General features: G+C 42.8%; 15 protein-coding genes. 1 reads left to right on the top strand and 14 read right to left on the bottom strand.

The window, feature by feature from the left end; genetic code table 11:
- Positions 1-14: 14 nt before the first annotated feature.
- On the bottom strand, positions 15-284 hold the full coding sequence (locus tag ACTHRG_RS11085; RefSeq protein ID WP_076256458.1) for a DUF1292 domain-containing protein: 270 nt from the start codon (positions 282-284) through the stop codon (positions 15-17).
- A gap of 113 nt (positions 285-397) precedes the next feature.
- Positions 398-1,495: a branched-chain amino acid aminotransferase gene (locus ACTHRG_RS11080; RefSeq protein ID WP_076256460.1), complete on the bottom strand. Its 1,098-nt coding sequence runs from the start codon at positions 1,493-1,495 to the stop codon at positions 398-400.
- A gap of 436 nt (positions 1,496-1,931) precedes the next feature.
- Between ACTHRG_RS11080 and ACTHRG_RS11075 the strand changes: the two genes are divergently transcribed.
- Complete coding sequence (locus ACTHRG_RS11075) at positions 1,932-2,237, top strand: hypothetical protein (RefSeq protein ID WP_440231186.1); 306 nt, start codon at positions 1,932-1,934, stop codon at positions 2,235-2,237.
- Between the two features lie 36 nt (positions 2,238-2,273).
- Here ACTHRG_RS11075 and ACTHRG_RS11070 read toward each other — a convergent pair whose 3' ends face one another.
- The 12 genes from ACTHRG_RS11070 to ACTHRG_RS11015 form a co-directional block, all read right to left on the bottom strand.
- Positions 2,274-2,873 (bottom strand): response regulator transcription factor, encoded by a 600-nt coding sequence (locus ACTHRG_RS11070; RefSeq protein WP_076256464.1) that lies wholly within the window; start codon positions 2,871-2,873, stop codon positions 2,274-2,276.
- Positions 2,870-4,006, bottom strand: coding sequence for a sensor histidine kinase (locus ACTHRG_RS11065; RefSeq protein ID WP_076256466.1), 1,137 nt, complete (start codon positions 4,004-4,006; stop codon positions 2,870-2,872). The genes ACTHRG_RS11070 and ACTHRG_RS11065 overlap by 4 nt, the downstream gene beginning before the upstream one ends.
- A 91-nt stretch (positions 4,007-4,097) precedes the next feature.
- Positions 4,098-5,141, bottom strand: a complete 1,044-nt coding sequence (locus ACTHRG_RS11060; RefSeq protein WP_095242719.1) for a fatty acid desaturase — start codon at positions 5,139-5,141, stop codon at positions 4,098-4,100.
- A gap of 148 nt (positions 5,142-5,289) precedes the next feature.
- The gene (locus ACTHRG_RS11055) at positions 5,290-5,877 is read right to left on the bottom strand and encodes a branched-chain amino acid aminotransferase (protein WP_076256470.1); all 588 of its coding nucleotides are present in this window, start codon (positions 5,875-5,877) and stop codon (positions 5,290-5,292) included.
- A gap of 23 nt (positions 5,878-5,900) precedes the next feature.
- Complete coding sequence (locus tag ACTHRG_RS11050; RefSeq protein ID WP_440231185.1) at positions 5,901-7,256, bottom strand: DEAD/DEAH box helicase; 1,356 nt, start codon at positions 7,254-7,256, stop codon at positions 5,901-5,903.
- Between the two features lie 136 nt (positions 7,257-7,392).
- The gene (locus tag ACTHRG_RS11045) at positions 7,393-7,851 is read right to left on the bottom strand and encodes a hydrogenase maturation protease (protein WP_076256473.1); all 459 of its coding nucleotides are present in this window, start codon (positions 7,849-7,851) and stop codon (positions 7,393-7,395) included.
- Positions 7,851-9,260 carry a nickel-dependent hydrogenase large subunit gene (locus ACTHRG_RS11040; protein ID WP_076256475.1) on the bottom strand — a complete coding sequence of 470 codons (1,410 nt, stop codon included), beginning with the start codon at positions 9,258-9,260 and terminating at the stop codon, positions 7,851-7,853. Before ACTHRG_RS11040 ends, ACTHRG_RS11045 begins: the two co-directional genes overlap by 1 nt.
- On the bottom strand, positions 9,253-10,158 hold the full coding sequence (locus tag ACTHRG_RS11035) for a hydrogenase small subunit (RefSeq protein ID WP_083675284.1): 906 nt from the start codon (positions 10,156-10,158) through the stop codon (positions 9,253-9,255). Before ACTHRG_RS11035 ends, ACTHRG_RS11040 begins: the two co-directional genes overlap by 8 nt.
- Complete coding sequence (locus tag ACTHRG_RS11030) at positions 10,158-10,637, bottom strand: cytochrome b5 domain-containing protein (protein WP_440231183.1); 480 nt, start codon at positions 10,635-10,637, stop codon at positions 10,158-10,160. Before ACTHRG_RS11030 ends, ACTHRG_RS11035 begins: the two co-directional genes overlap by 1 nt.
- A 55-nt stretch (positions 10,638-10,692) precedes the next feature.
- Positions 10,693-11,703, bottom strand: a complete 1,011-nt coding sequence (hypE, locus tag ACTHRG_RS11025) for a hydrogenase expression/formation protein HypE (protein WP_440231182.1) — start codon at positions 11,701-11,703, stop codon at positions 10,693-10,695.
- Positions 11,704-11,705: 2 nt separating this feature from the next.
- Positions 11,706-12,812, bottom strand: coding sequence for a hydrogenase formation protein HypD (gene hypD / locus ACTHRG_RS11020; protein WP_076256478.1), 1,107 nt, complete (start codon positions 12,810-12,812; stop codon positions 11,706-11,708).
- A complete protein-coding gene (locus ACTHRG_RS11015; RefSeq protein WP_076256480.1) occupies positions 12,787-13,020 on the bottom strand; it encodes a HypC/HybG/HupF family hydrogenase formation chaperone in 234 nt (77 codons plus the stop codon). Before ACTHRG_RS11015 ends, hypD begins: the two co-directional genes overlap by 26 nt.

Genomic DNA, 13,020 nt, shown 5'->3' with positions numbered 1-13,020 from the left:
ATCTTCCTTCTCTTCTATTCCTCGTTGTTTATCATCTCTTCAAATACCGCTGAAACTTTGTTAAATTCCTCGTCGTTTTCAATGGGTGTAAAGTCGCCATCCTCATCCAGTTTTAAGAAGAACACATCAATATCTTCTTCTGTGTCTTCCTCAAGATCTTCGACAAAGCTGACAGCAGCATATTGATTGCCATCAACCTCTGCAGACGCGAGGACCTCCACTTCCATTTCCTGATCATTTTCATCACTGATTGTAAAAACTTCTCCTACTTCTATCTTGTCCATTTTTTAATCTCCTCTCCTTAATAGGTTCTTTCTATATTTTCCCGTTTTAGAGGGATTTCATGCCTAAAATAGAAAAAGGATCGGCTTTATGATACCGATCCTGCAATAAAGAATTATTTAACTCCTGCTGTCTCTTTCTTTTCCACTTTTACACTCCATCCAAATGGATCCGATTCGGTTCCTTTTTGGATGCCTGTCAGTGTATCATAGATTTTCTTGGACAAATCCCCGGTTTTCCCTTCATTGATTTCAATAATCTTGTTGTCCCAGAAGAATTCGCCAATTGGAGAAATAACAGCAGCCGTGCCTGTTCCAAAGGCTTCTTCAAGCTGGCCATCAGCATGTGCCTGATAGATTTCTTCAATGGAAATTCTTCTTTCGGACACGGGAACATTCCAGTATTTCAGTAACTCCAGTACAGAGTTTCGAGTGATTCCTTCCAGGATGCTGCCATTAAGTTCTGGTGTTACAACTTCTCCGTTAATTTTGAAGAAAATGTTCATGCTTCCCACTTCTTCAATATATTTATTTTCTTTCCCGTCAAGCCATAGAACCTGCGAATATCCTGTTAAGCTTGCAAGCTCCTGAGCTTTCAGACTTGCTGCATAGTTCCCTCCGGTTTTAGCTGTGCCTGTTCCCCCTTTTACTGCCCGCACGTATTCGTTTTGAACAGCAATTTTAACAGGGTTGATGCCTTCCTTATAGTAAGCGCCTACCGGCGAAAGAATAATGATAAATTTGTATCTGGCTGATGGAGCAACTCCCAGATATGGCTCAGTTGAAATGACAAACGGCCGGATGTACAGTGAAGTTCCTTCCACATTCGGAATCCAGTCCCGGTCAACTGAAATTAATTCTTTTAAGGCATAAAGAGCAAGCTCTTCATCAATTTCAGGAATACATAACCTGGAGTTGGATTTATTCAGTCTCTCCATATTTTTTTCGGGACGGAAGAGCAACACCTCATTATCAATGGTAAGATAGGCTTTTAACCCTTCGAATACACTCTGACCATAATGGAAAATCATTGCAGCGGGATCAAGAGAAAGCGGCTGGTAAGGTACAATTCTTGGGTCGTGCCATCCCCGTCCTGCTGTATAATCCATTTCAAACATGTGATCCGTAAAATTCTTGCCAAACACCAGGTTATCAAATGCAGGTTTTTGTTTTTTCTCAGGTGTGTGGTTGATTTCAATTTTAAATTCTGTCATTTGTCAAAACTCCCTATCTGTAGATGATTTAAAAACCTAATGCCTGCTCTTCGTGCTGCTCTTAAAAGAGTGTAAATAAAAACGCCCAGTCATCCTCCGAGCGTGGACGAAAGGGCTTGCTTCCCGGCAACAACCAATATGGATGATGGGCAGCAACAGCTGAAGTCATTGAAAAAGACTCGTATGCTGTTTTTGTAAGGGTTGCCTTTCGCTCTTTTCTACTTCAAGGCAGTAGTGCAGTTATTTGTTAAAGTTTTTATAAGTTTTTCTAATATTATGATATTCTACTATTTAATTGTCAATACGAATTGACAATAAATTTCGAATTAATTCGGATTACTGAAAATTCTATATGCAAAAGAAAAAGAAATAAAGGTGAAAAATCATGTTTTTAAATTTATAATCAATATATAAATACAAAAGGGGATTTATGATAATGAACAGTAAAGAGCTTGAAGAAAAAATTATCCAAAACTATCAGGGCGAAGAGAAAATGATGATCCTCGTATTTGCCCAGTGGTGCGTCAATCACGGTTTAAATCCGGAGGAAATCTATTTAAAGGCATATCCGGATCAGGGGGAAAACAGTTCACTAAAGGAAGCGCTGGAGCTGACTGTTCCAAAAGAAGAAGCAGGCGATGTGCCTGATCAGACTCTGCTTGGTGTTCTATCCTTGTTCGGAAATGATGATCTTGCCTTCATCGTGATGGAAGAAATAAAGAAAATGAAAAAGGACAGCTAAGCCTTAATGGGCCGCTGTCCTTTTTCATTGAAGATTCTATTTAAACCAGCCCTTCTCTTTGGATTGGGTTATGGCTTCAATCCTGTTCGTAACTTCGAGCTTGTCAAGAATAGCCGAGATATAGTTGCGCACGGTACCTGTCTTAATGCTGAGCTGGTCGGCAATTTCTTTCGTGTTCTTGCCGTCCGCTATCAGCTCCAGCACCTCTTTTTCCCGGTCTGTCAGCGGGTTTTCTTCGCCATAGACATCATCCATTAATTCAGGTGCATAGATGCGCCTTCCTTCCAGGACGTTTCTGATAGAGCTTGCCAGTTCCTCACTTGGGCTGTCTTTTAACAAGTAACCTCTTACACCGGCCTTGAGGGCACGCTGGAAATAGCCTGACCTTGCGAAGGTTGTCAGAATAATAACTTTACAGCCGCAGTCTTTTAATTCTTCCGCCGCTTCCAGGCCGCTTTTTTCCGGCATTTCAATATCCATAATGCATACATCCGGTTTAAGAGTTTTGACAAGGGATATGGCTTCTTTTCCATTTGAAGCTTTCCCAATGACCTCCATATCGTCTTCAAGATTTAGCAGAGATCCTAACGCACCAAGCACCATCCGCTGATCTTCAGCTATGACGATTTTTATCATGCCCTCTCCTCCTTGTTTGGTTCCTTCACGACTGTTGGTACTTTCATTATAATCGTTGTTCCATTCTCAGATACAATCTCAAGACTTCCGTTGACAAAGTCGAGCCGCTCCCTTAAGCCGAGCAGTCCGGACCCCTTGCCTACATCTGTTGAGGGATTCATGCCGACCCCGTTATCCCGGACGGTAATGCTGACTTCATTCCAGGTTTGTTCTATTCTGATGCGGCATTCTGTCGCCTTACTGTGTTTTACTACGTTAGTAACAGCCTCTTTCATGCACATGCTTAGAATATTCTCAAGGAAGAGTGACACATTTTTTAATTTGATATCTTCTTCCCCGATGAATTCGATAGAAGCCGCCTTTAAAATTTGCTTTACAAGGATAATCTCTTCCTTCAGTCTGATTCCCCTCATCTGCGAAACCATCTTCCTTACTTCGTTTAATGCTGTTCTGGCGGTTTGCTGAACGTCTATAAGCTCTTCCTTTGCCTGGTCCGGATCTTTGCTGATGAGCTTCCTGGCCAGATCGCTTTTTAACCCGATAAGAGACAATTTTTGTCCGAGAGTATCATGAAGATCCCGGGCAATCCGCTGTCTTTCTTCCTGTTTGACGAGGTCCGCAATCCTTTTGTTGGCATCCTCAAGCTGCTCCTCAAGCTTTTCCTGCTTTTTCTTATTGTGAATGTTAAAAGGAAGCAAAATCACACTGATCCAGATGATAATAATAAAAGGAATCTGCTCGAGAAATAATGGCTTCTGGGTGACAAAATTAATGTTTATGGAGATGGTGGTTGCGATCAGGTGGATGACATACAGCGTTAAAAAGGCAATTCTGTTCTTGATATGGCCATTGTAATAAGCAATATAAAATGCAAAATAAATAAATGAAAAGAGAATGGTCATTGTGATCGATATGCTGATTAAAATGCCAGTCCACAAATAGACAGGCCATTTCCGTGAAATAAAGGCAAAACGCAGTGATATAAAAAAGAGTATAGTCAGGATAATTCCGACGGCTATGGTGATTTTAGATGTGGATCTGAAGATGAAATAAAACGGCAGAATGCTGAATACACTCCATATATATGGAGAAATGCCTGAACTTTTCAATGCAGTTAAATATTTTTTTAACATGTGAGGTACCCTCTTTTTATTCATGAAATAATGAAACAGCTCCTTTGCTATCATATCACAAAGGAGCTGTTCTTCAGCTTATACATTCAGTTTACGGCTTCACAGATGCCGTTTTAGTTCTGCTCTGTTTTTTGCTGACAGCCGACTGCTTTGCTGCTCCATACCCGGTGAAGTCCTGGGCTTCTTCATCCCATAGACGGAATCGAAGTGACTTCAGGCTGGTAGAAAGAGTAATCGTCGGCACATTCTGAAGTTCAGCTGTATTATAATGAGCGCTTTCGAGGTTATAGTTAGGAACGCGCGGGCTCAAGTGATGGATATGATGGAACCCGATGTTTCCTGTAAGCCACTGAAGCACTTTCGGCAGCTTGTAAAAGGAGCTTCCTTCTACAGCAGCTTTAACATACTCCCATTTATCATCTTCTTCAAAATACGAGTCTTCAAATGTATGCTGTACATAGAAAAGCCAGATTCCGGCTGCTCCTGAAATCATAAAGATCGGCCCCTGCACCATCAGGAACGCTTCCCACCCGATAGCCCAGCACATGAACGCATACAAACCGGCGATGGCCGCATTTATAAGATACGTATTGATGCGTTCATTCTTTCTTGCCCCTTTTCTGTTAAAACGGTTTTTTAACAAAAATACATAAATAGGACCTAAACCTAACATAACGAACGGATTGCGGTAGATGCGGTATGCTGCACGAGTCGACCATGAGGCATCCTGATATTCTTTCACTGTCAGTGTCCAGATATCTCCTGTACCGCGCTTGTCCAGATTACCGCTGGTTGCATGGTGCACATTGTGATCATGCTGCCATTGGTGATAAGGAAAGACGGTCAGGATTCCTGTGATTGTGCCAATGATTTTGTTAGCTTTGCGGTTTTTGAAAAAGGAATGGTGGCAGCAATCATGGAAAATAATGAAGATCCTGACAAGAAAGCCTGCTGCAACTATAGATATGCCAAGCGTCAGCAAGTAAGAAATGCTCAGGCTTTTATAAGCAAGGAACCACAGCAGGAAAAATGGTCCCAGCGTATTGACCAGCTGCATAATGCTTTTTGTTAAATCTGATTTTTCATAAGGTGCCATTTGTTTTTTTAAGTTAAGTTGTTTTTGTTTAGAAGTCATTTGTTAATTCCCTTCATCATGACGTTAATTTTAATAATAAAGGGTTTGCAAACTGCTTTGTAGACATAGGTGTCATGTCCAAACCATGACATTTATCATGGTTTGGACGAAAAATTGAGAGTTCATCCTAATATCTGGCTATAAATATTTACTTATTGCGGGTTTCTTCCACTTCTGACACAAGGTTAAAGAGAAATTCGTATACTAACTGATATGCGTCTTGTATAGATAGTTCCTCTTTAAAGCCTTCAATGTCGTTCAGCGAAAAATTAAAATCCCAAAGCCCATCCTGCTGGCTGAACATCAGGCTGTATTTTGGTGTGCCTGTAAGAGTATTTGCATCTATAAATGCTCTCATAGCTGATTCTGCTTTTTTTGGCAGCTTCAGTCCAAGCATTACTTCATAGTTGCCAAAAACATCATCTGTTTCAAAGGAAACGGCATCCGCTCCAATCAGGTCAAACCATTTCGACTCCAGATACATAAATTCATTTTTATGATTTTTGAAGTAGTCTATTGGCTGATTTAAAAAGCCGGCAGGCTCCTGTCCGAGAACTTCCTCTGTTTCCTTATCTCCTCTTTCTATATAAGCATCATTAAATCGGTCTTCTGGATTCTTGATTCCAGCTTCATGACCATCATTCAAAAGTCCGTGCTTTTGGGCATATTCTTTTTCTTTTACATAAAGTTCAGAGGGCTGTTCTTTCAAGTGCTTTTCCATCCGTTCTTTTAACAAGTTGCTTTCCTCCTCAAATATCTTTACCTTCCCCGTCTTTTTGATGAATTTCTTGAAGCTGTGGGAGAAGGCTTCTTTTTCCCTTGAGCTTTTGTGCGGCCTGTTCGTGGTGAACTGCTTTTGCCTTTTCTGCCTTTTTCATGGGAAAACCTGTCTTCTTTTGATTTGGGCTGGCCACCTTTTCTGCTGTCATTTTTCTTTCCAGCGGAGGTTTGGCGTTTGGAATCCTGTCTCTTTTTTTCAGATGCTGCTTCATGCTTGATATCGCTGTTGCCAAGGTTTTGCTTAGGAATAGTAATTTTCAGTCCTTTTTCAATTGCTTCAAGGAGCGGCTTGTCTGCAGACGAATAAAACGTAATGGCCAGTCCTTTCATGCCCGCCCGGCCGGTTCTCCCGATGCGGTGCACATAGCTTTCAGGATCGAGTGGGATATCATAATTAAAAACATGGGTGACCCCTTCGACATCAAGCCCTCTGGCAGCTACATCCGTAGCAACTAACAGCTGTATCTCCGCATCCCTGAATCTCTTCATGACTTGTTCGCGTTTCGATTGTGATAAATCCCCATGAAGCTGATCGCAATCAAAACCGTTCGATTTCAGCACTTCATATAATTTGGTTACTCTGCGTTTTGTACGGCAGAAGATCACGGCCAAAAATGGTCTATGGGTTTGAATCAGTTCTATCAGCGTCCCCTGCTTAGCGCGGTCGACGGTATGTATCGCTATTTGTTTAACTGAATGGGCTGGCCCCTGTGTTTTTTCAATTTGGATATACTGCGGCTCTTTCATGTGTTTGTTTGCCAGTTTTCTTATTTCTGCCGGCATAGTTGCAGAAAAAAGCATCGTCTGCCTTTTGGCAGGCGTTTCTTTAATAATTCTCTCAACCTCATCAAGAAAGCCTATATGCAGCATTTGATCGGCTTCATCCAATACTAAAAAATCCACCTGTGATAAATCAATGGTATTTCGCTTGATATGGTCCAGCAGCCGGCCAGGTGTCCCCACTACAATCTGGACATTCCTTTTCAGCTTTTTGAGCTGCTTGTCCACATCCTGCCCACCATATACAGCTAATACATCTATATCACTGTCTTTCGTCAGCTTCATTACTTCGTCTGTTATCTGTAATGCCAATTCCCTTGTCGGCGTTATAATCAGAGCCTGAATCTGAACAGCATTCGGGTCCATCTTCTCCAGAATAGGCAAAGTAAATGCCAATGTTTTTCCGGTTCCTGTCTGAGCCTGGGCAATAACATCGTTTCCTTCCATAACAGCTGGAATCGCCTGTGCCTGAATAGGCGTTGGCTTAGCGATGCCCTGCTGCAGCAGAATATCAGATAGCTCTCCTGAAATGCCAAGTTTTAAAAATTCCTGCAAATAAAACCCTACTTTCTTTTCCTGTTCTTTATTAAATATGTCCTTATTTATATTGTGTGTTTAACGGCAAAATAGCAAGCATTCTTATTGCAGGAAAACACAAAAAAAGGTGAGCATTCAGTTCAGACCCTGAAAACTAACCTCTATTTGATAAAATTTCATCCATTGTTTTTTTTACTTTGCTTACGATTTCGGGCCATTTTTTTTCAAGTTCACTGCTTAATCCAATTTGAAAGGAAATATCAAAAGGTTCAACCCCGATCAGACAGACTTCCATTTTGTCTCTTTGTTCATATAGTGCCTGAAACAGATGCATATTATGCGGCGATAAGCCGAGAAATCGATGAGAGTCTATCTTATCTAAAGAATAAACTTCAATGTCACCGGGGATACCCCCTGATAAAATGGCATCAAGGATTATGACAAACTCGGCACCTTCGAGCTTAGAGAGGCTATAATCTATGTCGGATTCTCCTATGATGTATTCGCAATCCATGTTTTCTTCTGTGTTCATCAGCTCTTCAGCAATATAGATGCCGACTCCATCGTCCTTCATCAGGCGGTTGCCTATTCCTAAAATAATGGTCTTTTTCATTATAGCACCTGAATGGTTTTGACTTCTTTCCCGGGTGTATGTACATGTGTCGCGCATGACATGCAAGGATCAAAAGACCGAAGGATCCTTCCAATTTCAGCCGGATTTTCCGGATCATGAATGGGGGTTCCCATTAATGCCTGCTCTGCGGTTCCCATGTATCCATTCTCATCCCGGGTGGAAAAGTCCCAGGTTGATGGTGTTATGATCTGGTAGAAATCGATTTTTTTATTTTTTATTTTAATCCAATGGCCCAAAGCGCCGCGGGTGGTGTCAACTAACCCTTTACCCGAAACTTCTTCTTCAGGCAATTCATACTTTTTTTGGACATTCGTATTTGGGATCAGCAAATTCAGCAAATTTTTCATAATGCCGGCTATCTTTTTTGCTTCGAGGGCCCTGGCAATGGTTCTGTCCATTGCGGAAATTCCGTTTGTATATTCTCCGCTCAGTATCAGCCTTGCTAAAGGGCCTACCTCAAATGGGAGCCCTGCGTATCTGGGAGCCTTAACCCACGAATAGGCTTTGTCTTTATCACGATCAGGTTCCGCAATCAGTTCATCAGGAGAGTAAGTGGTTTTTGGTGATTGGAACCAGGCATAATCTATCTTTTCCTGAATATTTTGTTCGTCAAATGGCCGGATTCCATCATCGGTAAAGACAAGAGGATCAACGTACAGGGTACCGATATCTTTATAATGATTAAATGCGCCGTATGTTAAGAGATTCCCATACCCGCCGCCTAATCTATAATACTCAGGATAATATTTTGCAATTTCAAAAACATCAGGAATCATTTTTTCGTCGATAAACTTTGTTATTTTCAGAAGAATGGAATCTAAATGGACAATTTTTTCTGCTGTAGCCTGTGTTGTAATGCCGCCAATAAACACACCGTGATTATGCGGAGCTTTTCCTCCGAGAACGGCAAGCATTTGATGGGCGAGCCTGCTTAATTCCAGAGACTCAAAGTAATGCTGGGAGATGACTCTATTTACTTTTTCCGGCAGTCTGAAATCAGCATGATCTGTCTGCAGCAATGTGTTTCCTTCAATTTTGACGAAATCAGGAACCGTGTATTGATAAAAATGGCGGATATGGTTCTGCAAGAACTCACAGCAATGGATAATATCCCGAAGATACTTCCCTTGCTCACTCGGTTCAATGTTCAGCGCATCCTCCAAAGCGGCCGAAGAAGCTACTGAGTGGGCTGCAGAACAAATGCCGCAAATCCGCTGGGTAAAATAAACAGCATCAAAGGGGCTTCTGCCGGCAAGCATTTGCTCAAAGCCCCTGAATAGGTTTCCTTTTGTTTTAACATCCACGACCTTATTCTTGTCGACGATCACTTCAATTTCCATAAAACCGCTTATTCTTGTCAATGGATTAATGACGATCCGCTTACTCATTCTTCACCACCCTTGTCGTGTCATAACTGATAAAAGGAGCCATTGCATCAGGGAAGCCAAACTGGGCACATCCAATGCAAGGCGTATCATCCCCTATCGGCCAATTCACATGGCCATTCCACTGCCTTGTCGGACAATCAGTCCTGGTAACAGGGCCACGGCAGCCAAGCTTAAATAAACAGGTTTTATCTCCGAGCTTTTCTGCAAAAATGCCCCGGTCGAAAAAAGGCCTCCTGGGGCATCGGTCATGAATAAGGGTGCTGTAAAACATTAATGGCCGCCCAAGATTATCGGTATCCGGATCCCCGTATAAAAGAATGTGGGCTAAGGTTCCTAAAAACCAGTCCGGATGAACAGGGCAGCCTGGCAGTTTAATCATATTTTTATCAGGCAGAACATCCTGCAAACCTACAGACTGCGAAGGATTTGGCCTGGCTGCTGAAACACCCCCGTGCGTGGCACATGCCCCGACAGCAAGAATATGGGATGCTTTCTCCCCGAGTATTTTGGCTGCTTCCAAACCGGTAAGCGGTTTTCCCTTCCAGGTGCCAATGATGTTATATAATCCATTGTCTCTTAAAGCCACTGCACCTTCCACCGCCAGGATATAATCTTCATCCAATGCGTTCATAAGCCGTTCAATGGCCTTTTCCCCCTCTGCTGCCATTAAGCTGTTGCTGTATACGAGATTGACCATCGAGCCTATCATATATTCAAAGTCCGGATTTGCCCCGTTCAGCAGGGAGATGATATTGCCGGAGCATCCATTGAGCTCCAAATATACAAGGTTTTTCTTTTTGACTGTTCCGTTTGCAAGTCCGTTTCTGGCTCCAGCTGTTAACCGTTCTGCAATGGCTTCATTCGTCAATGGCTCCGGCGGCAAGATACAATCTTCCATTAAATCAGCCTCCCGACGACTGGCAAAGTTGCTAAAATCGATTGCTGTCCTGCATGGCAGGAGGCGAACTCCTGTGAATAATCCCTTCCTGATACCAAACCAAAATGGGTAGCAGCGGCCCATGCTCTGTTATTGGTTACATCATAAACGACGCCGCTCACGGCCACATAAGCAGGCCTGCCATTTTTGCCATCGTAATTTGCTAAATCCTGAATTGTAAAGGTTTGATTTGGAACAGCCACTGCCGGATTTGCTGCAGTCGGGGATGCCATCGTGTTAATAGGTGGCCTATCATTTGCAGCTGCATGGGCTGCCAGTAAATCATTTAGAAATTGAATGCTTGTCAATGCGTCCCAAATTCTCTGAAGTTTTACCTGTTTGGCAGTGGGGTCTGAAGTGGCAGAAATTGAATAAATATCATGTCTTGCCTGAGTTATAAGGCTATTCACCTGCTGCTGAAGCATCCTGATGTTTTGCATCGCATTCTCTCCTTAGGCTTTCATACCCTATCCTATGCAGGAAACAGAGAAAACTTTAACAGATCCTGGGCAGCATCAACCCGGCAAGGCGCTGCAGTCTGCGTGTTGTTCCTAAAGGTGTCTTTAAATAAAGCTTCCCGGGGCTGTGAGTTGTGCCGGTTACCTGTCCTATGACAGCTGCGTTCTCACCTAAAGGATGGCTCTTTAATACTTGAAGTGCCTGCTCTTCCTTTTTCGAATCCACCAGTAAAATCATTTTCCCTTCATTTGCCAGATAAAGGGGATCGAAGCCTAGAATATCGCAGGCACCATGAACATCATCCCGAATGGGAATGGATTCTTCATCAATTTCGCAATTGAAATGGAAGTCTTCGCAAAGTTCTACAAGTGCTGTTGCAAGTCCCCCTCTTGTCGGATCCTTCAATAGGCGAATGCCATCTATCCTGTGCATCAGACTCTGAATAATCCCAATGAGAGAAGCGCAATCACTGACTGTGTCCGTAAGCAAGCCAAGCTCTTCTCTGGCACTGAGAATCGCAATTCCATGGTCTCCGATTGTTCCGCTTAAGATAATAGAATCGCCTTTCTTAATCTGCTTTGGCTGAAGTTTGTGCCCGCTCTCCACTGTTCCAATGCCGGAAGTATTGATGAATAACCTGTCTGCACTGCCTTTTTCGACCACCTTTGTGTCTCCTGCAATGATCCTGATTCCTGCTTTTTCTGCTTCGTCAGCCATGCTATGAACAATTTCCTTTAAATCTTTAAGGGGGAGACCTTCTTCAATAATGAACCCTGCTGTCATAAACTTGGGAACGGCACCGCTGACAGCCAGGTCATTAACAGTCCCCGCAACAGCAAGCTTGCCAATATTCCCTCCCGGAAAGAAGAGCGGTTTTACTACATAGCTGTCAGTTGTCAATGCAATTGTTTCGGGCTTGCATTGAAAAATGGCTGAATCGTGCTTTGTATGCTCCGCGTGGCCGAATGCTTTTTCAAAAACATCCTTAATCAGCATATTTGTCAGCTCCCCGCCCTCGCCATGGGCCAGATTAATCCGCTGCAGCATGATCACTCCTCCTTCATATAGTGGTAATGTGCGGCACATGTGCCTTCTGCTGAAACCATGCAGGGACCAATTGGATTAGCTGGTGTGCAGGCTTTGCTGAAAAGAATACATTCTTCAGGAGCAGTCAGTCCCCGAATGACTTCACCGCATCTGCATTTCGTCTTTCGCGGAGGATCTATCGTAATCTTAAATTTCCTTTTGGCATCAAAGTTCTGGTACTTTTCTTTAAGTGCCAGGCCGCTATTGGGAATGGTTCCTATTCCGCGCCAGTCTTCATCCCCCGGCTGTAAATATTTTTTCATCAGGCTTTTGGCAGCGGCATTGCCTGACTCAGAAACTGCATAAGGATAATCATTAATGATTTCCGCTTTATTTTCTATACAAAGCTGCAGCAATTTATAAATACTGCTTAATAGCTGGACCGGCTCAAAACCTGAAATGACTCCAGGCATACTGTATTCTTCTGTTAAAAAAGAGTAGCTCTCTTTTCCCAGCACAACGGATACATGGCCCGGGAGCAAAAAACCGTCCAGGTGAATTTCACCTGCGTCAAGGAGAGCCCGTAAAACTGGCTCGACCAATTTTGTCGTCATCCAAATGCTGAAATTGGCTAACCCTTTCTGTTCCGCTTCTTTGATGGCTGCTGCAAGCAATGGAATGGTCGTTTCGAAGCCAATGCCTAAAAATATTACTTCTTTGTCAGGATTCTTCTCAGCGATTCGTATGCTGTCCATTGGGGAATAGACTACACGAATGTCTTTTCCCTCTGTTTTTGCTTCCAGCAAAGAATACCTGGATCCCGGAACGCGCATCATATCCCCAAATGTACACAGAATGCTGCCTCGTTCGTTTGATAAGCTGATCATGCTGTCTATCGTTCTTTGGTCTGTTACACAAACAGGACAGCCCGGCCCCGCTATTAAGTGAACATACTCTTTTAATCTCGTTTTTACACCTGTTTTGGCAAGGGCCATCGTATGTGAGCCGCACACTTCCATAAAAACAGGTTTTCTTCCGTTCAGCTGAATATATTGTTTAGCTAATTGGATGACTGCTTCTGCTGACCGCTGGCTTAGAACCGGATCAGAAAAGGGTGCCATGCTGTCCATCAATTATTCTCCTCCATTCTTCAATGCTTTCACGGGCAAATTCTTCATTGATGATAGTCATGGCCTGTCCTGCATGAATTAGCACATAATCATTGATTTTCACCTCAGGAACAAAAAGGATGCCCACATAAATCTTAGATCCCATGACATTCACAAGAGCACGGTTTTCTTCCAGTTTTATAACTTTTGAGGGAACACCTACACACAT

Source organism: Cytobacillus sp. SAFR-174, from assembly GCF_051964675.1.
In the GTDB taxonomy this organism is placed as follows: Bacteria; Bacillota; Bacilli; order Bacillales; family Cytobacillaceae; genus Cytobacillus.
The sequence above is the reverse complement of the archived record's forward strand: the minus strand, read 5'-3'. Positions and strand labels throughout refer to the sequence as shown.

Excerpts from the sequence above, each read along its gene's own strand:
- ACTHRG_RS11085 (WP_076256458.1), bottom strand. The coding sequence starts at position 284 with ATGGACAAGATAGAAGTAGGAGAAGTTTTTACAATCAGTGATGAAAAT.
- ACTHRG_RS11080 (WP_076256460.1), bottom strand. The coding sequence starts at position 1,495 with ATGACAGAATTTAAAATTGAAATCAACCACACACCTGAGAAAAAACAA.
- ACTHRG_RS11075 (WP_440231186.1), top strand. The coding sequence starts at position 1,932 with ATGAACAGTAAAGAGCTTGAAGAAAAAATTATCCAAAACTATCAGGGC.
- ACTHRG_RS11070 (WP_076256464.1), bottom strand. The coding sequence starts at position 2,873 with ATGATAAAAATCGTCATAGCTGAAGATCAGCGGATGGTGCTTGGTGCG.
- ACTHRG_RS11065 (WP_076256466.1), bottom strand. The coding sequence starts at position 4,006 with ATGTTAAAAAAATATTTAACTGCATTGAAAAGTTCAGGCATTTCTCCA.
- ACTHRG_RS11060 (WP_095242719.1), bottom strand. The coding sequence starts at position 5,141 with ATGACTTCTAAACAAAAACAACTTAACTTAAAAAAACAAATGGCACCT.
- ACTHRG_RS11045 (WP_076256473.1), bottom strand. The coding sequence starts at position 7,851 with ATGAAAAAGACCATTATTTTAGGAATAGGCAACCGCCTGATGAAGGAC.
- ACTHRG_RS11040 (WP_076256475.1), bottom strand. The coding sequence starts at position 9,260 with ATGAGTAAGCGGATCGTCATTAATCCATTGACAAGAATAAGCGGTTTT.
- ACTHRG_RS11035 (WP_083675284.1), bottom strand. The coding sequence starts at position 10,158 with ATGGAAGATTGTATCTTGCCGCCGGAGCCATTGACGAATGAAGCCATT.
- ACTHRG_RS11030 (WP_440231183.1), bottom strand. The coding sequence starts at position 10,637 with ATGCAAAACATCAGGATGCTTCAGCAGCAGGTGAATAGCCTTATAACT.
- hypE (WP_440231182.1), bottom strand. The coding sequence starts at position 11,703 with ATGCTGCAGCGGATTAATCTGGCCCATGGCGAGGGCGGGGAGCTGACA.
- hypD (WP_076256478.1), bottom strand. The coding sequence starts at position 12,812 with ATGGACAGCATGGCACCCTTTTCTGATCCGGTTCTAAGCCAGCGGTCA.
- ACTHRG_RS11015 (WP_076256480.1), bottom strand. The coding sequence starts at position 13,020 with ATGTGTGTAGGTGTTCCCTCAAAAGTTATAAAACTGGAAGAAAACCGT.